23 protein-coding genes are annotated in these 20695 nt (G+C 61.9%); 17 read left to right on the top strand and 6 right to left on the bottom strand.

Annotated features, from left to right (window positions below):
* The 6 genes from FDG13_RS02190 to FDG13_RS02165 form a co-directional block, all read right to left on the bottom strand.
* Complete coding sequence (locus FDG13_RS02190; protein ID WP_180125158.1) at positions 1 to 1359, bottom strand: esterase-like activity of phytase family protein; 1359 nt, start codon at positions 1357 to 1359, stop codon at positions 1 to 3.
* 106 nt (positions 1360 to 1465) lie between these two features.
* Entirely contained in the window at positions 1466 to 2314 is an 849-nt protein-coding gene (gene purU / locus FDG13_RS02185; RefSeq protein ID WP_180125157.1) for a formyltetrahydrofolate deformylase, read from the bottom strand.
* A 137-nt stretch (positions 2315 to 2451) separates the two neighbouring features.
* Positions 2452 to 2760, bottom strand: coding sequence for a DUF3567 domain-containing protein (locus tag FDG13_RS02180; protein WP_180125156.1), 309 nt, complete (start codon positions 2758 to 2760; stop codon positions 2452 to 2454).
* An 82-nt stretch (positions 2761 to 2842) separates the two neighbouring features.
* Positions 2843 to 3919, bottom strand: coding sequence for a DUF3108 domain-containing protein (locus tag FDG13_RS02175; protein ID WP_180125155.1), 1077 nt, complete (start codon positions 3917 to 3919; stop codon positions 2843 to 2845).
* Positions 3920 to 3947: 28 nt separating this feature from the next.
* The gene (locus FDG13_RS02170; protein ID WP_180125154.1) at positions 3948 to 4550 is read right to left on the bottom strand and encodes a MarC family protein; all 603 of its coding nucleotides are present in this window, start codon (positions 4548 to 4550) and stop codon (positions 3948 to 3950) included.
* Positions 4547 to 4960, bottom strand: coding sequence for a VOC family protein (locus tag FDG13_RS02165; protein ID WP_180125153.1), 414 nt, complete (start codon positions 4958 to 4960; stop codon positions 4547 to 4549). Before FDG13_RS02165 ends, FDG13_RS02170 begins: the two co-directional genes overlap by 4 nt.
* Positions 4961 to 5050: 90 nt before the next feature.
* On the opposite strand from FDG13_RS02165, the gene FDG13_RS02160 reads away from it, so the two are divergent.
* From FDG13_RS02160 to FDG13_RS02080, 17 genes are all read left to right on the top strand, one after another.
* Positions 5051 to 6235 carry an FAD-binding oxidoreductase gene (locus FDG13_RS02160; protein ID WP_180125152.1) on the top strand — a complete coding sequence of 395 codons (1185 nt, stop codon included), beginning with the start codon at positions 5051 to 5053 and terminating at the stop codon, positions 6233 to 6235.
* An 88-nt stretch (positions 6236 to 6323) separates the two neighbouring features.
* Positions 6324 to 6608: a 2Fe-2S iron-sulfur cluster-binding protein gene (locus FDG13_RS02155; RefSeq protein WP_180125151.1), complete on the top strand. Its 285-nt coding sequence runs from the start codon at positions 6324 to 6326 to the stop codon at positions 6606 to 6608.
* Complete coding sequence (locus FDG13_RS02150) at positions 6605 to 7930, top strand: FAD/NAD(P)-binding oxidoreductase (RefSeq protein ID WP_180125150.1); 1326 nt, start codon at positions 6605 to 6607, stop codon at positions 7928 to 7930. The genes FDG13_RS02155 and FDG13_RS02150 overlap by 4 nt, the downstream gene beginning before the upstream one ends.
* Positions 7931 to 7970: 40 nt before the next feature.
* Entirely contained in the window at positions 7971 to 8816 is an 846-nt protein-coding gene (locus FDG13_RS02145) for a transporter substrate-binding domain-containing protein (protein WP_180125149.1), read from the top strand.
* A 49-nt stretch (positions 8817 to 8865) separates the two neighbouring features.
* Entirely contained in the window at positions 8866 to 9522 is a 657-nt protein-coding gene (locus FDG13_RS02140) for an amino acid ABC transporter permease (protein ID WP_180125148.1), read from the top strand.
* Between the two features lie 15 nt (positions 9523 to 9537).
* A complete protein-coding gene (locus tag FDG13_RS02135) occupies positions 9538 to 10323 on the top strand; it encodes an amino acid ABC transporter ATP-binding protein (protein WP_304621505.1) in 786 nt (261 codons plus the stop codon).
* Between the two features lie 64 nt (positions 10324 to 10387).
* The gene (locus FDG13_RS02130; RefSeq protein WP_255435031.1) at positions 10388 to 10753 is read left to right on the top strand and encodes a DUF2946 family protein; all 366 of its coding nucleotides are present in this window, start codon (positions 10388 to 10390) and stop codon (positions 10751 to 10753) included.
* A gap of 172 nt (positions 10754 to 10925) precedes the next feature.
* On the top strand, positions 10926 to 11423 hold the full coding sequence (locus FDG13_RS02125; RefSeq protein ID WP_180125147.1) for a copper chaperone PCu(A)C: 498 nt from the start codon (positions 10926 to 10928) through the stop codon (positions 11421 to 11423).
* Positions 11424 to 11464: 41 nt separating this feature from the next.
* Positions 11465 to 11893 carry a DUF2946 domain-containing protein gene (locus FDG13_RS02120; protein ID WP_180125146.1) on the top strand — a complete coding sequence of 143 codons (429 nt, stop codon included), beginning with the start codon at positions 11465 to 11467 and terminating at the stop codon, positions 11891 to 11893.
* Between the two features lie 68 nt (positions 11894 to 11961).
* Entirely contained in the window at positions 11962 to 12498 is a 537-nt protein-coding gene (locus tag FDG13_RS02115; RefSeq protein WP_255435030.1) for a copper chaperone PCu(A)C, read from the top strand.
* 38 nt (positions 12499 to 12536) lie between these two features.
* The gene (locus FDG13_RS02110; RefSeq protein ID WP_180125145.1) at positions 12537 to 14768 is read left to right on the top strand and encodes a TonB-dependent receptor; all 2232 of its coding nucleotides are present in this window, start codon (positions 12537 to 12539) and stop codon (positions 14766 to 14768) included.
* Positions 14769 to 14855: 87 nt separating this feature from the next.
* Complete coding sequence (locus FDG13_RS02105; protein WP_180125144.1) at positions 14856 to 15977, top strand: ABC transporter substrate-binding protein; 1122 nt, start codon at positions 14856 to 14858, stop codon at positions 15975 to 15977.
* An 8-nt stretch (positions 15978 to 15985) separates the two neighbouring features.
* Entirely contained in the window at positions 15986 to 17038 is a 1053-nt protein-coding gene (locus FDG13_RS02100) for an iron ABC transporter permease (protein WP_180125143.1), read from the top strand.
* A 4-nt stretch (positions 17039 to 17042) separates the two neighbouring features.
* Positions 17043 to 17834: an ABC transporter ATP-binding protein gene (locus FDG13_RS02095; RefSeq protein WP_180125142.1), complete on the top strand. Its 792-nt coding sequence runs from the start codon at positions 17043 to 17045 to the stop codon at positions 17832 to 17834.
* Between the two features lie 38 nt (positions 17835 to 17872).
* Positions 17873 to 18502, top strand: coding sequence for a hypothetical protein (locus FDG13_RS02090; protein ID WP_180125141.1), 630 nt, complete (start codon positions 17873 to 17875; stop codon positions 18500 to 18502).
* Between the two features lie 82 nt (positions 18503 to 18584).
* Positions 18585 to 19328 (top strand): PhaM family polyhydroxyalkanoate granule multifunctional regulatory protein, encoded by a 744-nt coding sequence (locus tag FDG13_RS02085; protein WP_180125140.1) that lies wholly within the window; start codon positions 18585 to 18587, stop codon positions 19326 to 19328.
* A 42-nt stretch (positions 19329 to 19370) separates the two neighbouring features.
* Positions 19371 to 20642 carry an FIST C-terminal domain-containing protein gene (locus FDG13_RS02080; RefSeq protein ID WP_180125139.1) on the top strand — a complete coding sequence of 424 codons (1272 nt, stop codon included), beginning with the start codon at positions 19371 to 19373 and terminating at the stop codon, positions 20640 to 20642.
* Positions 20643 to 20695: the final 53 nt, after the last annotated feature.

Below are 20695 nucleotides of genomic sequence, written 5' to 3'. Positions count from 1 at the left end.
TCAGTTGGCGCGCAGGAACTCGCCCACTTCCAGCAGCACCAGTTCGTTGTCATCCGCTTTGTTGGGCTCGCGGCTGCTGGAGAACGGCAGGTTGTTGTCATTGCCGACCACGATGTGGGTGGCGTCCACCACATCCACGTTTTCAATCGTGAAGAAGGGGAAGGTCAAGACACCGTCGTTCAAGGGTTTGCGCGCCAGCTTGTGCGGGTCGGCGATGGCCATCAGGTCAATGTAGCCGATCTTGCGCAGGGGGCCTCCCACATTGGTCTCGCTCAGCTCAATCTTGTAGACCCGTTTGAACTTGGCCAGGTCGTGGAAGCAGTCCTTGCGCTTCTGGCCTTCAGGGCAGGCTTTGTCAGCCGTGCCTTCGCCGTTGTCGCGTTCGATGATCAGGCCGGTGCTGTCGTTGACCATGTTGAAGTCACCAATAGCGTGGTGGTTGGCTTCGAGCATGTATTTCCAGTGGCGCCCGGTCCATTGCTCGGACTTCACGTCGAATTCGAGCACGCGCAGATACTGTTTGCCGTCCAGCACTTCGGGCGCTTTGGTGGCGTCGTCCCACAGCGCGCCTTCGAGCAGCGCGTACAACTTGCTGCCGTCTTTGGACGCTGCCATGCCTTCAAAGCCTTTGGAGCGGCGCACCTGGAATTTGGCCTCCTGGTTGGGCGCGCCGGGTGTGGTGATGGCCGGGTGGTCGGGGGAGCGCACCACTTTGCCATCAACCTGGGTTTCAAACACTGCCAGCACTTTGCCTTTCAGGTCGGCCTTGATCAGGAACGGGCCCAGCTCGTCGCCAATCCACAAGGCGCCGCCCGCAAACTGGAAACTTTCGGTGTCGAAATCCGAGCCGGTCAGGTAACGCGCTTTGGAGCCTTCGTGCACGATGCGAAACGGTACTTTTTTGTCCGGGTCGTGCAGGAAGATGGTGTCGAGGCGTTTGAATTGACCTGTTTTGAAGTCCACTTTGTAGTGGTTCAGGTACAGCGCAAAGTCGGGTGAGTTGGCTTTGGAACCCGCGCCGTTGTCGGTCAGGACCCAGAAGCTGCCGTCTGGCATGTGTTTGATGCCCGAATGCCCTTGTAGCGGCTGGCCTTTGAAAGGCAGGGAGATGTCGGTGGGGCGACCCGCTGACAGGCCTTCAACGCTGGCCAATTTGTCCACCCGGGTGCCGGTGGTGAATTTGCCGCTGGTTTGCAGGTCGGCTGGTGCGTCCTTGGGGGCCGAGACAAAACTGGCCGCGGGCAGCACCGCATGACCTGCCAGTGTGGCCGGGTAGGCCTGTTGTGCCCAGCTGGCGACAGGGAGTGAAAGCAGTGCGGCAGCAGCCAGGTTCAAACCAAGTTTGGTAGTGGGTGTCATAGGTGATGTTGACATCGTTGATGAAAACACCACTATGGCGGCCCGCCATGACAGTTGCGTGAAACAGGCTTGGCGCCAAGGCGCAGGCCTTCACCTCAGCCTACTGTTATTTGAAAATTACCGTTTTGTGGCCGTTGAGCAGCACACGGTGTTCGCTGTGCCATTTGACGGCGCGGGCCAGCACCTGGCTTTCGGTGTCGCGGCCTAATGCTGTCAAATCTTCCACGGTTTTGCTGTGGTCAACACGAGCCACGTCTTGTTCGATGATCGGGCCTTCGTCCAGGTCCGCAGTCACGTAGTGGGCGGTGGCGCCAATCAGTTTCACACCGCGGTCATGCGCCTGGTAGTAGGGTTTGGCACCTTTGAAACTGGGCAGGAACGAGTGATGGATGTTGATCGCGCGGCCCGACAAAGCGCGGCACAGATCGTTGCTGAGGATCTGCATGTAACGCGCCAGCACCACCAGTTCGGCGTCTTCGTTCTGGATGATCTCCAGCTGCTTGGCCTCGACCTGTGCCTTGGTGGCTGCGGTGACTGGCAGGTGGTGGAACGGCACGTTGTAACTGGCCGCCAGCTGGTAGAACTCGCGGTGGTTGGAGACGATGGCGCGAATGTCCAGTGGCAGCAGACCACTCTTCCAGCGAAACAGCAGGTCGTTGAGGCAATGGCCTTCTTTGCTGACCATGATCACTGTGCGCATCGGCTCGGCCTGCGCGTGTAATCGCCATTGCATCTCAAATGGTGCCGCAAAATCTGTCAGTTGGGTCTTGAGTTCTTCAAAACTGTGTTTGGCGCAGGCGAACTGCACCCGCATAAAAAACAGACCGGTGCTCTGGTCGTTGTACTGGGCGGCTTCTTCGATGTTGCCGCTGCGTTCCAGCAAAAAGCCGGAGACCGCGTGCACCAGACCCAAGCGGTCCGGGCAGGAGAGGGTGAGGATGTAAACAGGGTTCATAGGGCCGATATTGTCGCAGGCCAGCAAGACGTGACTGCCCAACGGTTTGCCTCAGTCACCCCAAGGCTGCATCACAAGTTATCACCAGCCCCGATTTGCCAGCAGCGACCACACCGGGGCGCCGGGCAAGGGATGTCTCAATGTAAGACGACCGGGTTTTGTGCCAGCTCGGCGTATTGCTCAAGTGTGTCTTCGACTTCTTCCTGGGTCGGAGTCTTGAGCTGCCAGGCTGAAATATGCTGTTGAAACAGCTCGGCCCAGGAGCCGTCGAGGTACACCTCTTTGCCGTTGCGTTTGTCCACGATCTCAAAACCGTGGCGCGCCAGTCTTGGCACGATCAGCAGTTGCTCACCTTCACCCAAGCTGTCTGTTGGCACGTCAGCGGCCACGGCATTGGCCAACATGTGTGTCACAGAGAAGGTGTCAGAGTCGTATAGGGTGTGCATGGACAAATTATGCTTGATTCAAGTTGTTGCTGCAGTTGGGTGCCAAACCCGGATTTTCAAGCCCCAGGGCATTCGCACCAGATCAGTCGGCTTCAGTCGCCAACTCGGTTGACTGCCATTGCTGGTCAGCGCTTTCGCCATTGGCGTCGGTGACGCGGATACGCGCGGGCAGGTAGTCCAGCTGGGGTGCCAGCCAGACCTCAATCTTTTGCTCATAGAGCTCACGCGGTTGGCGCTCCAGTTTCACCGTCTGTAGCGGGCCCCCAGGCAGCTCGAGTGCCTCGGCTGGCATCACCGTGAACAGCCAGACGATGGCATTGCGTGGTCCGGCGGTCTGCAGGCTCAGGGTGGTGCCGGGTTCAAAGTGCGCCGGGTCACTGGCCACCAGGGCGCCAAGTTGCACCAGCACACTCAGTCGGTCTTGCGCGCCAGCCAGCAAAGGTGCATCCGGCGTGTTGGCGCTGAAGCTGATCGTGCCTTGTGCCCTGTTGAAATGTGTGGCGAGTTCGCTGCGGTATTTGTCGGCAAAGCGGTCTGGCGCCAGCCCGGTGCTGGTGATCTGCCCTTGGCTGGTTTGCATGCGCGACTGGCCAAAGGCGCTGTAACGCAGCCGCGCACTGTAGTGGTCGCCCAGGTTGCGCCACAGCAACTCGGCATTCAGACTGAACGGGAATTTGCTGGTCATCAGGGTGTAGGTCAGCCGTTTGGATCCGCTCAGCCGCTCTGGATCGACATGTAGGGGTTTGACGGCTGGGGCCTGCGTGATATCGGGTGTTGGCTTCGCTTCAGGCACTGACGCAGGAGGTTCGGGCTCAACCGCTGCCACCGGAGGCTCTGGCACCACCGCTTCGGCGGGCGATATGTCAGTGCTGCGGGTGTCCGACACGACTGCGCTTGTGTCGACCTGTTGCTTGGGTTGAACGGCTGCCACGCGGGCTTTGGCTTGGGGCTTGACCTTGCTTGCCTCCACTGGCGTGGGGGCCAGTGGCTGCAGGGATAGGGGCTCGGTCACCGTGCGCGTGACAAACGTGCTTTCTGCGCGAGCTGCCTGGTTCAGTGGTGTCAGGGTGTCAGAGACCAGACCCATCAGCGCCAGATGGGCCAGCACAACAGCGGCTGTCAGCAACAACCAGCGTTGGATGGCAGAGCGGGCAGGCATGATGCGCTGAGCTTATCCGTGTGGGGCGTCAGACGCCTGCCAGCTGTTTGGCGAAGGTGCGTACACCACGCAGCATCATCTCGATCGACACTGCCACCAGCACCAGGCCCATCAAGCGTTCAAGCGCCACCACAAAGCGGTCTCCCGCCACCCGCTGGATGCGCTCGGCCAGCACCAGCACCACCGCGCTCACGGTCATGGTGACACACAGTGCGGCAATCCACTCCAGGCGTTTTTCGGGGGCCTGCGACACCAGCAGCAGCACCGTGGCCAGCGCCGACGGCCCGGCGATGGCGGGGATCGCCAGCGGCACGATCAGCGGTTCCCCCATCGGCTCGGCGCCCTCCACCTTGGGCGGCGGAAAAATCATGCGCAGCGCGATCAGGAACAGGATCACGCCGCCGCCAATCTGCAGGGACAGCTCGCTGAGGTTCATCACCCGCAGAAAACTGTCGCCGACAAACATGAAACTCAGCAGCAGCACAAAGGCGATCAGGATCTCGCGCAGGATGACCCGTGCGCGGCGCTCGGGCGCGACGTTTTTCAGTGCATTGGCAAATATCGGGATGTTGCCGATCGGATCGGTGATCAGGATCAGCAGGATGGTGGCCGAGACAAAGGTGTAGTTCATGCCGCGTAGACCGTGTCCAGCGCGGCAAAACCCTTGACCTCGATCGGGTTGCCAAACGGGTCACAGAAAAACATGGTCCACTGCTCGCCCGGTTGACCAGCAAAACGCAGCTGTGGCGCCAGGATGAAATCGAGTTGGGCAGCCTGCAGCCGCTCGGCCAACGCCTGCCAGTCTGGCAAGGCCAGGATCACACCAAAGTGCGGCATCGGCACCAGGTGGTCCCCCACATGTCCCGTGGCCGCTGTTTTGAACGGCTCACCCAGATGCATCGAGAGCTGGTGACCAAAGAAGTCGAAATCGACCCAGGTGTTTGTGCTGCGGCCCTCGCGGCAACCCAGCACACCACCGTAAAAGGCGCGCGTCTGGTCCAGGTCGGTGACGTTGAAGGCAAGGTGAAAGAGGCTGTTCATGGGCCACAGGATATCAGGGCATGCCTGTTTCCTGGCGCGGGCTGCGGCGTCAGCGGTTAAGCTTGGTCATGGCCAAGGGTTTCAAACACTTTGTTTCACGCTGACGTTCACCGCTCTGTGCGTGCGCCGCATGTCATCGTCATCGGCGCGGGGATTGTGGGCGCATCGATTGCCTTCTTCCTGAGCCGCTCTGGCGCATGGGTCACGGTGCTGGATGCCCATACCCCCGCAGCAGGGGCTTCGGGCGCGTCGGATGGGGCGGTGTCGGTGGCCAGCAAACGCCCAGGCCCCATGATGAGCTTGGCTCAGGCGTCGCGTGCCCTCTATCACCAGTGGGTGCAGCAGGGTGTCTTGACCGACATCTACCACACCCGTCCCACCTACTTGTTTGCGCGAACGGACGAAGAAGTGGCCGTGATTGCCCAGCAGGGCGCCGACTTGATGGACCTGGGGGAACGCATTTTGCCGCTGACCCATGCCGAGCTGATGCAACGGGTGCCGGGCCTGGGGCGCCATGTGCTGGCGGGCATGAAAGTGCCTGACGATGGGCATGCGCTGGGTTACCGCGTGGTGGATCGCTTGCTGCAAGTGGCCAACGCGAGCATTCACCGTTTTACCCCGGTGCAACGCCTGCTCCTGTCGGGTGAGCGTGTGGTGGGTGTTGTGACACCCAATGGCACGTTGGTAGCCGATATGGTGGTGGCCGCTGCAGGCCTGGGCACGGGGGCCTTGGTGGGCTTGGACAAGGTGTTGATCCCGCGCAAGGGGCAACTCATCGTGACCGACCGCGCATCCTTGTCGGGCCCGGCTTTGCCCGGGCCTTTGATGTCTGCCGGGTACCTGGCGGCGAAACGGCGCATGGTGCTGGGCCAGCGCAGCGCCAGCCTGGTGATTGACCCGCTGCAGACCGGCCAGTTTCTGATTGGCAGCAGCCGCGAGACCGGGTTTGCCGACCGTCAGACCGACATCCACACTGTCTCCAGCCTGTTGCGAGAGGCTTTGGCGGTGGTGCCCGCGCTGGCTCAAAGACGGGTGATCCGCACCTTTGCCGGCATTCGCATTGGTACCCAGGATGGTCTGCCGATTGTCGGGCGGCATCCCACGCTGGCTGGTCTCTTCATCGCCACCGGCATGGAGGGTGACGGTATCTGCCTGGCGCCGGTGATGGGGTCGGCGTTGGCCAGGATGGTGCTCGAAGAAGACGTGGGGGCGCTTGATGTCTCGGCCTTGGACCCTGGTCGCTTTGGTGATTTGCCCCTGGCCGACCTGAGCTGAGCGGGCGCCCCGGCGCCACCCAAGGGTTTGGCCTGATGACGGGCATGCACAAGCTGTTATCCTTGCAAATACATTTGTGCAAATGAAAATGCAAAACACGCAGCCCTCTACGTTTTTCTGGAACCAGTTGGTCATATCGTTTGACCCGGGTGAAAGCATTGCTGCTGCCTTGCTGCGTAGCGAGGTGTTTCGGCTGGGCGCGGCTGTGGGGGGTCTGCAGGGGCGTTATTTTTGCGGTATTGGCAACTGCCAGGCCTGTTTGGTGTGTGTAGACGGTGGCAGTCCGGTGGAGGCTTGTTTAACGCCCGCGCAGCCGGGTATGCGCCTGACGCCCGCTTTGCAGGCGGGCAGCCCGCCTTGGGGTACGTCATGACCCAGTTGCCCGATGTCCTGATTGTGGGGGCGGGCCCGGCGGGGCTGTCTGCGGCCGCGGAACTGGCGCGCCACGGCGTGAGCAGTTTGTTGGTGGAGCAGCGCGACCAGGTTGGCGGGGCCATTTTTCGGCGCCATGTGGGTGCCGGCCTCAGCCAGTGGGTGATGCCAGAACACCAGCGCCGCCGACGCGATGCCTTGATGCAAGCCGTGGCGCAGGCGGGGGCACACATCACCCAGCAGATGCAATCGGTGCTGATCGGTGTAGACCGCGATGGCCGGTTTCTGATTGACAACCGGCCGCTGGGGCGGGTGCAGAGTGTGCGGCCCAAGGCAGTGATTCTGGCGGTGGGCGCGGTTGAGCAGGTGACCCCGCGTGAAGGCTGGGAGCTGCCGGGGGTGGTCACGGTGGGTGGCATGCAGGTGCAGTTCAAGGAAACGGGCCGTGTGCCAACTGGCTCGGTGGTGCTGGCGGGCAGTGGCCCGCTGCTGCTGGCGCTGGCGGCCCAACTGGCTGCGGCGGGTAACCCACCTTTGGCGGTACTGGAACATGCCCAGCCGCTGGCCGCGATGTGGTGGCAGGGCCGCGCGGTGATTCAGGCGCTGCGCAGCTGGCCCCATGTGCAAGAAGCTGCGCTGTACGCCCGTGAACTGTGGCGCGCCCGTGTTCCCTACCTGATGGGCTGGCAGGTGGTGTCGGTCACCTCAGAGGGTGATCAGCTGTGGGTCACCGGGCAACACAACAGCGGCATTCGACGCCAGTTTCAGGTGCAGCAGCTGGCCCTACACGACGGTCTTCGCCCCAATACCACCGGCTTGCCCAAGGCGGGCCACAACGAGTCGGGCTGTATCGTGCACGCCGGGGACTGCCGCGAGGTGCTGGGTGCGGCCGCGGCGGTGGACGATGGTCGCCGCGCTGCCTGGCAGGTGCTGCTTTCCCTGGGCCAACCTGGCGCAGAAAACGCCCAACTCGACCAAGCCATCGCCTCTGCCCGGCGAACGCAAAACGCCCTGGCCCAGCTGTTTCAGACACCACCCAGCGTGCCCACGGCCAACACCGTGGTGTGCCGTTGTGAGGGCTTGCGCCGTGCTGATTTTGAACGCCTGCAGCTGGCAGGGTCTGCGCATGAGCTGCGTTTGGTCGGGCGGTTTGGCATGGGCAACTGCCAGGGACGGTATTGCGCCCACGCTGTCAGCGCCTTGGCGCAGGAGCACGGTGTGCTGTTTGAGCCCGGTGCGCTCAACGGTGAGGTGCCACGCTGGCCGCTGCGCCCGGTGGCCTTGACCGCACTGGCGGCCTATACCGACAACGAATCTGTTTAAACCCCGGCACGGAGCTGCCTTTTTTTGAAGGAGAAAAGTGATGACAACCCACCCCCACCGCCGACTTGTTCTGGCTGCCGCCGCACTCACTGTGGCGGCACTGAGTGCCCCCGCCTGGGCGCAAGCGGGCGCCGATTTGTCCACCTGGGATCGCATCAGCAACAGCAAAACCCTGCGCATCGCGGCGGTGGCGGGTGGTGCCCCCAACTACCAGAAAGACCTGGCCACCGGGGAGTGGAGCGGCATCATGATCGACCTGGCCAAAAACCTGGCGACCAAATTAGGGGCCAAGCTGGAGATTTCCGAGACCACCTGGGGCAACGCGGTGCTGGACCTGCAGTCCAACAAGATCGACATCTTTTTTGGCCTGAACCCGACGCCGCAGCGCGAAAAAGTCATCGCTTTTTCGCAGCCGCTGTTCAACAACGCCTACAGCCTGATCGCCAAAAAGGGCTTCAGTCCCAAAACCTGGGCCGAGATGGACACACCGGCGGTGACCATTGCGGTGGATGTGGGCTCGTCCTACGACAACCTGGTGACCACGATGTACACCAAGGCCAATATCCTGCGTTTTGAGAAGTCGGCCGATGCCACGCTGGCAGTGCAAACCGGGCGTGCCGATGTGCAGCCGCTGGTGGTGACGCTGTCGGCCGGTATTGTCAAAAAGAACCCGGGTATTGGCCAGGTGGTGGTGCCTGAGCCCATCAAAAGCACCTCCACCAACGCGGGCCTGCGTATGGAGTCAGACCAGCGCTGGCGCGCCTATGTGGACGAGTGGATCGCCGAGCTGCGCCGCACCGATGCCATCAACCCCATCGTGTTGGGCAATCTGGACAAACTCATGAACATCAAACGTGAAGAGATTCCGGCCATCGTGAGCTTCTGAGGCGCAACCTGATGGCAAGTTTGAGACAGCGCTGAACCAAGGAGTGGGCATGTACGAGTGGAACTTTGGCTACCTCTGGCAATACCGCCAGCTGTTTGCCAATGGCCTGATGGTCACCGTGGGCTACAGCCTGCTGTGTATTGTGTTGGGCATGGCGGTCGGACTGATCGCGGGCATCGGTGGCCTGGCCAAGACCCGGTTGCTTGCGCTGCCTTTGAAGTGGTATGTGGAGCTGTTTCGCGCCACGCCGGTGCTGGTGCTGATCATCTGGTTTTATTACGCTCTGCCGGTGTTGATTGGGGTGGCCATGACGGCCTCGGTGGCGGCGGTCCTGGCTTTGTCACTCTACGGCGGGGCGTTTTATTCCGAGATCATCCGGGGCGGTATTGTCTCGATCGACGCGGGCCAGAGTGACGCCGCACGCGCGCTGGGCATGACCCGGTTTCAGGTGATGCGCCGGGTGGTGTTGCCACAAGCCTTGCGGCGCATGACCCCACCGCTGATGAACCAGTCGATCATGCAGCTCAAAAACACCTCGCTGCTTTCTGTGCTGGCGCTGCCCGATCTGGTGTACCAGGGTCAGGCCGTGGCGCACGAAACCTATCGCCCGCTGGAGGCCTACACCCTGATTGCCCTGATGTACATCGCCATTTTGTTGCCCGCGAGCAAGCTGGTGCGTCGGCTGGAGTCACAACGCGCCAAGTAAGCCACCTACCTGACAATGAAACACGCCAGACGCCACGCCATGATCGACATCCACGGGTTACAGAAAAGTTTTGGGGACCACATGGTCCTCAAAGACATCCACATGCACATCAACAAAGGGGCGGTGGTGGCGCTGCTTGGCCCCTCGGGCTCGGGCAAATCCACGCTGCTGCGTTGTATCAACCTGCTGACCATTCCCGACCAGGGCAGCATCCGCGTGGGCAGCCATGAGATGCATTACTCGGGTGATGCCACCCGCCTGCCCGGCGACCGGGCGCTGGCGCGTTTTCGGGCCAACACCGGCATGGTGTTCCAGCATTTCAACCTCTTTCCGCACATGACGGTGTTGCAGAACGTGATGGAAGGTCCGCTGACCGTGCTGCGCCTGCCCAAGGCCCAGGCGCGTGAACGCGCGCAGACGTTGCTGGCCAAAGTGGGCCTGCAAGACAAGGTGGACCAGCGCCCCGAGCAACTCTCTGGGGGCCAAAAACAGCGCGTGGCGATTGCCCGCGCCCTCGCCATGCAACCCCAGGTGATGTTGTTTGACGAGGTGACCTCGGCGCTCGACCCCGAACTGGTGGGGGAGGTGCTGGGTGTGATCCGCGAACTGGCGCTTGATGGCATGACCATGGTGCTGGTGACCCATGAAATGGCGTTTGCCCGCGAGGTGGCCGACCAAGTGGTTTTTATGCGCGACGGTGTGGTGTTGGAGAGTGGCCCGGCTAAAGAGGTGATCGACAACCCGCAGCACAGCGCCACCCAGCAGTTTTTTGCGCGTTACCACGCGGGCGCCCAGGTTTGACGGAGGTCAAGGTATCGCTCATGGCTGGCCAAGCTTGACTGAGGTCAAGTTATCATCCGCCACCATGTCCCTTCTGCACATCCTGCGCAACACCCCCTGGCTCGCCAAACTGGCGCTGCTGTGGTTTGCCTTGACGCTGGGTGTGGCGGTGGCATCCCCCCTGGTGGACCCGCAGCAGGAGCTGCTGATCTGCACCTCGACCGGCATGGCCAAGGTGGTGTTGCATGACGACGGCTCGGTCACCACCAGTTCGGTAGACCAGGCTCACTGCCCGCTGTGTATGACAGGTGGTTTGCCAACCAGCTTTGTCAGCCTGGTGTTTGAGCCGGTGTTGCCGCTGGGCCGGGTGCTGCAAAGCATTCCTGCGGCGCGCATAGCAGCGTTGACCGCTCCACCGCCACCCTCGCGTGGCCCGCCCAGCTTGCTCTAAGCTACACCATCTATAGCTATCGGCCCTTTATCCATAAGGGCTAGAGGCTGATTTCATTACTATTGGCGCAAAAACACCCCAGCCCCACAGGCTGGCTCCGGTGTGGTTTGCGTCGGCCTAAGTGCCTTTGTCTCCCGGCACAGCGTGCCATTCTTAACCTGAAGGAAATCCCATGAAGTTGAAATCTCTGATGACGGCTGCCGCCCTGGCCTGTGTTGCCCTGAGTGCTATTGCCGATGGCGCCATCGATGTCCAGGACGCCTGGGCACGTGCCACCGTCAAAGGCCAGATGGCCACCGGTGCGTTTATGACCCTCACCGCCAAAGACGGTGCCAAATTGGTTGGCGCGGCCTCTCCCGTTGCCGGTGTGGCGCAGGTGCACGAGATGAAGATGGAGGGTGGCTTGATGAAGATGAATGAGGTCAAAGGTGGCCTGGACTTGCCCGCAGGCAAGGCCGTTGCGCTCAAACCCGGTGGTTACCACATCATGCTGATGGACCTGAAAGAGCAGGTGGTCAAGGACAGCACGGTGCCGCTGACACTCACCTTCAAGGACGCCAAAGGGGTCGAGAGCAAGCTTGAACTCAAACTGCCGGTGGCCACCACGGCACCGGGCGCGATGGCTGGCATGGACCACTCCAAACACAGCATGCCAGCCGCCAAACCCTGACTTCTGTCTGAGCACCACCACCCACACTGACCAAAAACGCCATGCCCAGCCCGCTGACGACTGCGCTGCGCCGCCCCTTGGTGGTGTGGCTGGCGCTGTGGATCGCGCTGCTGGGTGCGCTGGTGCCAACCGTATCTCATGCGCTGGTGTGGTCGCGCGGGGATGCAACTCTGGTGGAGATTTGCACCACCACCGGGCAACGCTGGGTGGTGTTGGATCACGTGCAGGCCGATGGCGCTTGGCGCACGGCCGATGCGCCGGGTGAGCCTGCCTCTGCCCAAGGGCTGAACCACTGCCCGTTTTGTCTGCTGTCGGCTGAGCGCTTCAGCACCCTGCCACCGACGCAGTTCCCTCTCTTTGTTTTACTCGGACAGGCCGTGCCGCCGCAGAGTCGGCAGGGTTTTGTATCACTGTCATCGTTTGTTTTTGCGCCGCCACCACGCGGACCACCTGCTCACCTGAACTTCTAATTCCATAGTGCTATGTGCAGTTTATATAAGGGCTGCAGGCATATTTGTTAGTAATTCAGGAGCGAGTTATGTGTGCATTGTCGCGCCCCCAGGGTGCTGTTTTTTCGCTGGTGTGTGTCGGCCTGCGCCGCCAGTTGATGCGCTGGTGGATGGCTTTGCTGTTTTTCACCCTGCCGCTGCTGGCAGTAGCGCATGGTGTCAGCAAAGGTGACTTACTGATCGATCACCCCTATGCGGGGCCCAGTGCGCCGGGCGCAACGCAGGGCATGGTCTACCTTCGGGGCATTCAGAACAAGGGTGCGCAGGCTGACCGTCTGTTGGGCGCCAGCACACCCCAGGCCGCCCGGGTGGTGTTGGAGCGCCTGATTCCCGAGGCCCATGGCCTGCGCACTGATGCGGTGTCGGCCATCAACCTGCCTGCCAAAACCACCATCCGGCTGCGCCACACCGGTGACTACCAACTCACGCTGCTCGACCTCAAGTCGCCGCTCAAAGAGGGCGACCGCTTTGACGTCACGCTGAACTTTGAACACGCGGGCAGCCAGACCGTGCAGGTGTGGGTGCAGACCCCGCGCACGTCACCGGCCAGCCATGCCGAACACTGAGCTTGAACACACCCCATTTCTGACCCCAGGAAATCCCCATGTCATCCCCCAAACTTCAAACCCTCCATCACGCCATGGCGCTGGCCTTGCCGACCCTGTGCCTGCTGTGCACCCAGGCCCAGGCTGCCAACGAGGTCGTGGCCACGCTGCCCACGGTCGTCGTCACCGGTACACCAGACAACGTCACTGCCGCCCCAGGCGCCACCTCGGTCGACAAGTCAACCCTGGCCGCCAAACCGGCCGCCACCAGTGATACCGCCAGCCTGCTCACCGATATTCCCGGCCTGAGCCTGTATGGCGCGGGTGGTGTCTCCAGCCTGCCGGTCATCCATGGCCTGGCCGATGACCGCCTGCGCATTCAGGTGGATGGCATGGACCTGATCGCCTCTTGTCCCAACCACATGAACCCGGCGCTTTCCTACATCGATCCGAGCCAGGTCGGAGTCATCAAGGTGTATGCCGGTATCACCCCGGTCAGTGTGGGTGGTGACAGCATTGGTGGCAGCATCTCGGTTGAATCACGTGCGCCGGAATTTGCCGCGCCGGGGCAAGCGCCCATCGGCAAGGGCGAGGTGGGCACTTTCTACCGCAGCAACAACAACGCGCGCGGCTTGAACCTGTCGGCCACCTACGCCACCGACACCTTCAACATCAGCTACAGCGCCGCCACCGCCAAGGCCAACAACTACACGGCCGCCGGGGACTTCAAGACCAGCACGTCCACCGGCCGCACCGGGCACACACTGCCTTTGGACGAAGTCGGCTCCAGCGCCTATGACACCCGCAACCAGACCCTGGGCCTGGCTTTTAAGAACGACAACCACCTGTTCGAGGCCAAGTTGGGTGTCCAGGACATGCCCTACCAGCTGTACCCGAACCAGCGTATGGACCTGCTCAAGAACGACCAGAACAGTGTGAATCTGCGTTACCTGGGCCAGTATGACTGGGGTGCGTTGGAGGCACGGGTTTATCACGAGACGGTCGACCACACCATGGACTTTGGTGCCGACAAACAGTTCCAATACGGCACCGCCCCCGGCATGCCGATGAACACCGAGGGCAAAACCACCGGTGTGCGGGTCAAGGCAGACATCAGCCTGACACCCCAGGATCTGTTGCGTGTGGGTGGAGAAGTCCAGCAATACCGTCTGAACGATTGGTGGCCACCCTCAGGCACTGGCGGCATGGCGCCCAACACCTTCCTCAACATCAACAACGGCCAGCGTGACCGCGTCGCCCTGTTTGGAGAATTGGAAAAACGTCACAACCCGAGCTGGATGACGCTGTTGGGACTGCGTTTTGAGCAGGTGAGTACCGATGCAGACCCCGTGCAAGGCTACAACACCACGATGATGAACCAGGCGCGTGATGCGGCGCTTTTCAACAGTTCCGAGCGCCACAAGACCGACAACAACGTCGATCTGACCGCACTGGCCAAGTACACCGCCAACGCGAACTACGACATCGAATTCGGTTTTGCCCACAAGGTCCGCTCCCCCAACTTGTACGAACGCTACACCTGGTCGACGGCGGGCATGATGGCCATCATGAACAACACGGTGGGCGATGGCAACGGTTACCTGGGCGACGTCAACCTCAAGCCAGAGAAGGCCAACACCCTGTCGGCCACCTTTGATTGGCATGCTGAAGACAACAACTGGGGCTTCAAGGCCACACCGTTCTACACCCGGGTCAGCGACTACATCGATGCGGTGCAGTGGAACGGCACCAGCAACACGGCGGCCACCACCTTGGCGACCAACCGCTACAGCGTGCTCAAGTACACCAACCAGTCAGCGCGGCTGTATGGTGTGGATCTCTCCGGCCACCTGCCTTTGGGCAGCACAGCCTGGGGTGTGTTCGGACTCAAAGGGTTGCTGAACTACACCCACGGCACGAACCTGGACACCGGCAACACGCTGTACAACACCATGCCGCTCAACGCCAAGCTGGCACTCACCCACACATTGGGTGGCTGGGACAACAGGGCCGAACTGGTGATGGTGCAGGCCAAAGACAGCGTCTCCAGCGTGCGCAACGAGATCAAGACCCCCGGCTATAGCCTGGTCAACCTGCGTGCCAGCCACAGCTGGAAAACGATGCGGTTGGACTTTGGTGTGGAGAACCTGTTCGACAAGTTTTATTACCTGCCCACAGGGGGCGCCTACACCGGCCAGGGCACCACCATGAGCATCAACGGCATTCCTTATGGCATCGCGGTGCCGGGGCCGGGTCGTTCTCTCTATGTGGGTTTGAACATCAAGTTCTGAACCCCGGTGTTGGCTGCGTTGCCACACGAGTGGTGCGCAGTGCCAAAGCTTCCGTTGTAGTGACCTACTTTTTTATCTGGAGAATCCATGCGTTTTTTTGTCACCAAGTCTGTGTTGCGGCGCTTATTTGGGCTTTGGCTGGCCGTTTTTGCCCTGTGTGCCTGGTCTGCCACGGTGGAAGTCACCGATGCCCTGGGCCGCAAGGTCAAGGTCAATAGCCCGGTACAGCGGATTGCGCTGAATTTCAACTTTGAGGAGTTCACCGCGGTAGCGGGCAAGGACAACTGGGCCAAGGTGGTGGGTATTTCACGCGCGCCGTTTGAGGGCTGGCGCCCGGTGATCTTCAGCCGCTACGCTGCGGTCATTCCCAACCTGCAGGCCATGCCCGACATTGGCCATTCGGATGACGGCACTTTCAGCGCAGAGAAAGTCATCGCGCTCAAGCCCGATGTGTTGTTCATCGCCGAGTGGACCTACAAGTCACTGCAGACCGCACGTGAGCAGATCGAGTCCGCTGGCATCCCGATTGTGGTGATTGACTACAACGCCCAGCTGCTGGAGCGCCACCTGAGTTCCACCCGCGCCATCGGCAAGGTGATGGGCACCGAGGCGCGTGCCGAGGAACTGACCAAACTCTACGAGCGTGAGTTCAACGGTGTGCTCTCACGTATTGCCAAGGCTGGTGGTCCATCGCACAAAAAGGTCTATGTCGAGCTGGGTCAGGCTGGCACCGACACCGTGGGCAACAGCTACAGCGGCACCATGTGGGGCAAGATGTTGACCACCCTGGGTGCGGTCAACGTGGCCGATGGAAAGTTGCCAGGTCCCTGGGGCCCGGTGAATCCCGAGGCGGTGATTGCCGACAACCCGGACCTGATCTTCATCGCGGGCTCCAGCTGGGTCAACAAACCCAAGGCGGTTAAAACCGGTTATGAAGCCACGCCTGAGATGACCCGTCAGACCCTGTTGCCCTACGCCCAGCGCCCGGCTTGGGCCAACATCAAGGCGGTCAAAAACGGTGAGGTGCATGCGATTGAACACGGCCTGTGCCGCACCTTGTTTGACTTTGTCGCTATGCAGTACATCGCCAAGCGCCTGTACCCCGACGCCTTCAAGGATGTGGACCCCGAAGCCTCGTTCAAGGCCTACCACGCCAAATACCTGCCAGTCGCTTATGCAGGCACCTGGATGCTGCCGCTCAAGCCATGAGTGCTGCGATGTCTGCCTGTCTGGCGGCTGATGCCGTCAGCACCGAATACCGGCGCAGCACGGCACGCCGTGCGCTGGTGCTGCTGATGGCGCTGGGGCTGTTGCTGCTGGGCGTGCTGCTCGACGCCGCCACCGGGCCGGCCATGCTGCCCGTGGGGGAAGTGGCCCGCGCTGTGTTCGGTTACCCGGCCGACAGCTCGGTGCAGGCCATCGTCTGGTCGATCCGTTTGCCGGTGGCCCTGATGGCACTCGCGGTAGGTGCCGCGCTGGGCCTGTCGGGTGCCATCATGCAGACCATTTTGAACAACCCGCTGGCCTCAAGTTACACGCTGGGCATCTCGGCTGGAGCCGGGTTTGGTGCTTCACTGGTGATTGTGCTGGGGATCAGTCTGCCGGTGCCTGACAACTACGCCATTGCCGCCAATGCGATGTTGTTCGCCGGTGTGGCCTGCGCCGGGGTGTACTGGATTGGTGGCGCTCGCAATGCGTCTGCCGAAGGTCTGGTGCTGGCGGGGATTGCGCTGCTGTTTTTGTTTCAGGGGCTGTCCAGCCTGTTGCAGATGATGGCCTCACCCGAGTCGCTGCAGCAGGTGGTGTTCTGGTTGTTTGGCAGCCTGCAAAAGTCCACCTGGCCCAAACTCTGGGCCATGCTCACGGTGCTGGCAGTGTGCGTGCCCTGGCTGGCGCGGGATGTCTGGGGCCTGACCGCGCTCAAACTGGGTGATGCCAGGGCAGCTGCGCTGGGCGTCAACGTCAGTGCCTTGCGCATCCGTTCCTTTGTGCTGATCTCGGCCTTGACCGGTGTCGCGGTGGCCTTTGTCGGCACCATCGGTTTTGTCGGCCTGGTGGCGCCGCATCTGGCGCGCATGCTCATTGGCGAAGACCAGCGTGGTTTTTTACCCGCTTCGGGCTTGCTTGGTGCTGTGCTGTTGTCGCTGGCCTCGGTGGCCAGCAAGACCATTTCACCTGGCGCGATTTTCCCGATTGGCATCGTCACTTCCTTGATCGGGGTGCCATTTTTTATCTGGATGGTCTTGCGCAACCGCAAGAGTTACTGGTGAGACCATGAACATTTCTCTTCAATCTCTCAGCGTTGCGTATGGCTCACGTGTGGTGTTGCACCCGATTGATTTGTGCGCGCAGCCGGGCCGGGTGCTGGGCATCGTCGGGCCGAATGGGTCGGGCAAGTCCACCCTGGTCAAGGCGGTCGCCGGACAGGTCAAGGCCAGCGGCCAGCTGCTGTTCAACGGCAGCGCACAGCGGCCGGCATCCATTGCTTACATGCCGCAGGACCAGCTGAGCTTGGCTGCGCTCAGTGTGCTGGAGGTGGTGCTGCTCGGGCGTTTGCAGCAGCTGCGCCTGAAGGTGCAGCCTGACGACCTGGCCGCGGTGCGCCGGGTTCTGCAGCGCCTGGGTATCGAGGACCTGGCCGGGCGCGATGTGCGCGAACTCAGCGGTGGCCAGCGGCAAATGGTGTTTCTGGCCCAGGCGCTGGTGTCTCAGCCCAAGGTGCTGTTGCTTGATGAGCCGATCAGCGCGCTTGATATCTGCCACCAGCTGGAGGTGCTGGAGGTGGTGCACCAGACCACCCGCCAGCAGGGTCTGACCACGCTGCTGGTGTTGCACGATCTCAATGCCGCCGCCCGCTTCTGTGACGACGTGGCTCTGCTCAAGGGTGGCCAACTGCTTGCCTGTGGCAGCCCGGCCCAGGTGCTGACGGTGGCCAACGTGGCGCAGGCTTTTGGGGTGGAGACCGAGGCGCTGCGCTGTGCGGATGGCACCGGTGTGCTGGTGCCCAAGCGGGCTGTGCCGAAGCACATGAATGCTATGGATAATATAGCTATGTGTGCTTTATGAGTAAGGGATAGAGGTCGATTTAATCCATGGAGGACGGCATGAACAAGCAGCTTCCCGACACACCCACCCGCAACTTGACAGCGCGCGAGGCGCTGGTGCCTGATGAGCTGCGCCTGCCCTGGCGTGTGGTCTCGGGGGTGCTTCGGGTCGACAGCGCGCCCAAGGGGGAGCCTGCGCGTTTTGTGCGCCTGGCGCTGCCTGGTGATGTGGTGGGGGTGGAGCGTTGGGTTGGTAGCAACGACAGCCTGCGCCTGCGCGCGGTGATCGCCGCCCGGCTGACACCGGTGGACGCCAGTGGCGACGCGATGATGCAGATCCTGATGGAGACCGTGGTGGTGGCGCACCAGCGTTGCCGCGAGGTGGTCAGCCTGCGCACCGGTCCGGCGGCGCGGCGCATCCAGGCGCTGCTGTTGATGTTTGCCCAGCGTGGTGTCGCCGAAGGGGTGGATCAGGGCTTGGCCACACAGGACTTTGCGGTGCCGCATCTGGCCGACCTGAGCGACATTCTGGACATCGCCCCCGAAACCGCGTCGCGTGCTTTTGCCAGCATGCGTTCTGGCGACTTTCTGGCCGCCCGGCGCCCGCAAAAGGCGCGGTTGCGCAGCCAGGTGCTGGGTGGGCTGGAGGAGATGTCGGGTCTGTCCACGGTGCTGGCACCGGGCGTCTAAAACCAGGTGCCCTGATTGGCCGCTGGGGCGCAGCGCATTGGGGTAAGCTGTGGCCACCCCAGCACCCAACAAGGAGACTTTCATGAGCGACACATCCAGCACCGGATTTGGCCAGTTTGTTCCGGGCTTTGACTTTTTGCAGAACTTGGCCAAAAGCACCTCGCAGGCCATTCCGCAAATGCCCAACATGGCCAACTGGATTGCGCCCACCCTCAGCGTGGAAGAGCTCGACAAACGCATCTCCGAACTCAAGGCGGTGCACTTCTGGCTGGACCAGAACTCCAAGGCGCTGGCCGCCACCGTGCAGGCACTTGAAGTGCAAAAAATGACACTTGCCACCCTCAAGGGCATGAATTTCAACATGACCGATGTCGCCAACGCCTTCAAGCTCAAGGCCGCCGACACCGTGGCCTCGGGCCTGCAGAAAGTCAGCCACACCGCTGCCGCGACCGTGCAAACCGTGAGTGATGTGGCCGGCAAAACCGAAGACATGGCCAAAAAAGTCGGCGAGGCCGCCAAACCTGCTGCGGCCGCTGCGGTGGCTGGTCTGGTTGACCCGATGCAGTTGTGGAACTCGCTGACTCACCAGTTCCAGGCGATTGCCGCCAGCGCCATGGCCGAGGTCGGCAAAGCCAGCGCCAAGGATGTCGGCAAAAACCTGGTCAAGGGCGCGGCCAAGGGCGTGGCCAAACAGGTCAGCAAAGCTTCGGCGGTGAGCCCACCCGCCAAAAAGGCAGCGGCCAAACGGGTTGCGGCCAAGGCCCCTGCCAAGGCAGCCGCCAAGAAAACAGCTGAGGCCAGCGCCCGTGGTGCGCGCAGACGGTGAGACTTCACCCTAACCTACCTTTTTAAGCCTGCGGGCCCTGACATGAAACTTTTCCCTTACGCACACGCCACCCACCCGCGCTGGGACATGGCCGCCGGTCTGGTGCTGGCGCAGTTGCGCGCCCAGATGAGCTTGCATGGCTACGCCGCCAACCCGACACTGGCGCTGCTCTACATCACCGACCCCTATGTGTCGCAGGCGCAGGAGATCCTGGCCTACCTGAGTGCTGAGTTGCCGGAGGTGACTGACTGGTCCGGCACCGTGGGGGTGGGCATTGCCTCCAACAACGTCGAGTACTTTGACGAGCCCGCGATGGCGGTCATGTTGTGTGAGCTGCCCAGTGATCAATACCGGGTGTTTTCGGGGGTGGCGCCGCTGGGCATGGCGTTTGAGGCGCACACCGCCCTGGTGCATGCCGATCCGCACACGGTGGACATGACCGAACTGGTGGACGAGATGGCGGCCCGCACCGATTCGGGTTACCTGTTTGGTGGTTTGTCCAGCAGTCGCGGCAAGACGGTGCAGTTTGCGGTGGCGGGAGACGGCAACGTCAAAGGCCAGGGGGCTGCCAGCGGGGTGTTCAGTGGTGGCCTGAGTGGTGTGGCTTTCGGGCCGGGAATCAACCTGGTGTCGCGTGTGACCCAGGGCTGCCTGCCGCTGGCGGGGGCGCACCAGATCACCGCCGCGCAGCACAACGTGGTGCTGGGGCTCGACGGCGAACCTGCGTTGGAGGTGCTGCTGCGTGAGCTGGATGTGTCGCTCGACCAACCCCGTGAGGCCCTGCACGCGGTGCGTGCCACGCTGGCCGGCCTGACCGAACGGGGTGCACAGACTGGCTTGGCGGGTGATGCACCTACCATCACCCGGACCGGCAACTTTGGCAGCGACGTGCTTGTGCGTCACATCATTGGCCTGGATCCGGCGCGTCTGGGCATTGCGCTGGCGTCCCCGGTCAAGGAAGGCATGGAGCTGGCGTTTTGCCAGCGTAATGTGCAGGCCGCCCGCGCCGACCTGCGCCGGGTGTGTGCCGAGATCCGTGAGGAGCTGGAGCCGCAGGAGCTGGCGCTGGAGTCCGCCACCGCGCTGGCCGCGAGTGAGGCCGAGGCAGCACCACATCCTGCACGTGGCATCGCCGGGGCGATTTATGTGAGTTGCTCCGGGCGCGGCGGCGAACATTTTGGCGGCCCGAGTGCGGAGTTGCAGATCATCCGCCACGCGTTGGGCGACGTGCCGCTGGTCGGCTTTTTTGCCGGTGGCGAAATCGCCCGCAACCATTTGTATGGTTACACCGGGGTGCTCACGGTATTTACATAAAATTGGCCTCTGACCCTTTTGTGTAAAGGGCGTATAGCTATGTATTTAGTAGT

Source organism: Rhodoferax sp. BLA1, from assembly GCF_013416775.1.
Classification (GTDB): Bacteria; Pseudomonadota; Gammaproteobacteria; order Burkholderiales; family Burkholderiaceae_C; genus Rhodoferax.
Note: the sequence above shows the minus strand (reverse complement) of the source record. Positions and strands in the feature narration are given on the sequence as shown.

Excerpts from the sequence above, each read along its gene's own strand:
- FDG13_RS02115 (WP_255435030.1), top strand. The coding sequence starts at position 11,962 with ATGTGTGCATTGTCGCGCCCCCAGGGTGCTGTTTTTTCGCTGGTGTGT.
- FDG13_RS02080 (WP_180125139.1), top strand. The coding sequence starts at position 19,371 with ATGAAACTTTTCCCTTACGCACACGCCACCCACCCGCGCTGGGACATG.
- FDG13_RS02095 (WP_180125142.1), top strand. The coding sequence starts at position 17,043 with ATGAACATTTCTCTTCAATCTCTCAGCGTTGCGTATGGCTCACGTGTG.
- FDG13_RS02175 (WP_180125155.1), bottom strand. The coding sequence starts at position 3,919 with ATGCCTGCCCGCTCTGCCATCCAACGCTGGTTGTTGCTGACAGCCGCT.
- FDG13_RS02190 (WP_180125158.1), bottom strand. The coding sequence starts at position 1,359 with ATGACACCCACTACCAAACTTGGTTTGAACCTGGCTGCTGCCGCACTG.
- FDG13_RS02180 (WP_180125156.1), bottom strand. The coding sequence starts at position 2,760 with ATGCACACCCTATACGACTCTGACACCTTCTCTGTGACACACATGTTG.
- FDG13_RS02165 (WP_180125153.1), bottom strand. The coding sequence starts at position 4,960 with ATGAACAGCCTCTTTCACCTTGCCTTCAACGTCACCGACCTGGACCAG.
- FDG13_RS02150 (WP_180125150.1), top strand. The coding sequence starts at position 6,605 with ATGACCCAGTTGCCCGATGTCCTGATTGTGGGGGCGGGCCCGGCGGGG.
- purU (WP_180125157.1), bottom strand. The coding sequence starts at position 2,314 with ATGAACCCTGTTTACATCCTCACCCTCTCCTGCCCGGACCGCTTGGGT.
- FDG13_RS02090 (WP_180125141.1), top strand. The coding sequence starts at position 17,873 with ATGAACAAGCAGCTTCCCGACACACCCACCCGCAACTTGACAGCGCGC.
- FDG13_RS02105 (WP_180125144.1), top strand. The coding sequence starts at position 14,856 with ATGCGTTTTTTTGTCACCAAGTCTGTGTTGCGGCGCTTATTTGGGCTT.
- FDG13_RS02145 (WP_180125149.1), top strand. The coding sequence starts at position 7,971 with ATGACAACCCACCCCCACCGCCGACTTGTTCTGGCTGCCGCCGCACTC.
- FDG13_RS02170 (WP_180125154.1), bottom strand. The coding sequence starts at position 4,550 with ATGAACTACACCTTTGTCTCGGCCACCATCCTGCTGATCCTGATCACC.
- FDG13_RS02125 (WP_180125147.1), top strand. The coding sequence starts at position 10,926 with ATGAAGTTGAAATCTCTGATGACGGCTGCCGCCCTGGCCTGTGTTGCC.
- FDG13_RS02110 (WP_180125145.1), top strand. The coding sequence starts at position 12,537 with ATGTCATCCCCCAAACTTCAAACCCTCCATCACGCCATGGCGCTGGCC.
- FDG13_RS02135 (WP_304621505.1), top strand. The coding sequence starts at position 9,538 with ATGAAACACGCCAGACGCCACGCCATGATCGACATCCACGGGTTACAG.
- FDG13_RS02140 (WP_180125148.1), top strand. The coding sequence starts at position 8,866 with ATGTACGAGTGGAACTTTGGCTACCTCTGGCAATACCGCCAGCTGTTT.
- FDG13_RS02120 (WP_180125146.1), top strand. The coding sequence starts at position 11,465 with ATGCCCAGCCCGCTGACGACTGCGCTGCGCCGCCCCTTGGTGGTGTGG.
- FDG13_RS02130 (WP_255435031.1), top strand. The coding sequence starts at position 10,388 with ATGTCCCTTCTGCACATCCTGCGCAACACCCCCTGGCTCGCCAAACTG.
- FDG13_RS02155 (WP_180125151.1), top strand. The coding sequence starts at position 6,324 with ATGCAAAACACGCAGCCCTCTACGTTTTTCTGGAACCAGTTGGTCATA.
- FDG13_RS02100 (WP_180125143.1), top strand. The coding sequence starts at position 15,986 with ATGTCTGCCTGTCTGGCGGCTGATGCCGTCAGCACCGAATACCGGCGC.
- FDG13_RS02085 (WP_180125140.1), top strand. The coding sequence starts at position 18,585 with ATGAGCGACACATCCAGCACCGGATTTGGCCAGTTTGTTCCGGGCTTT.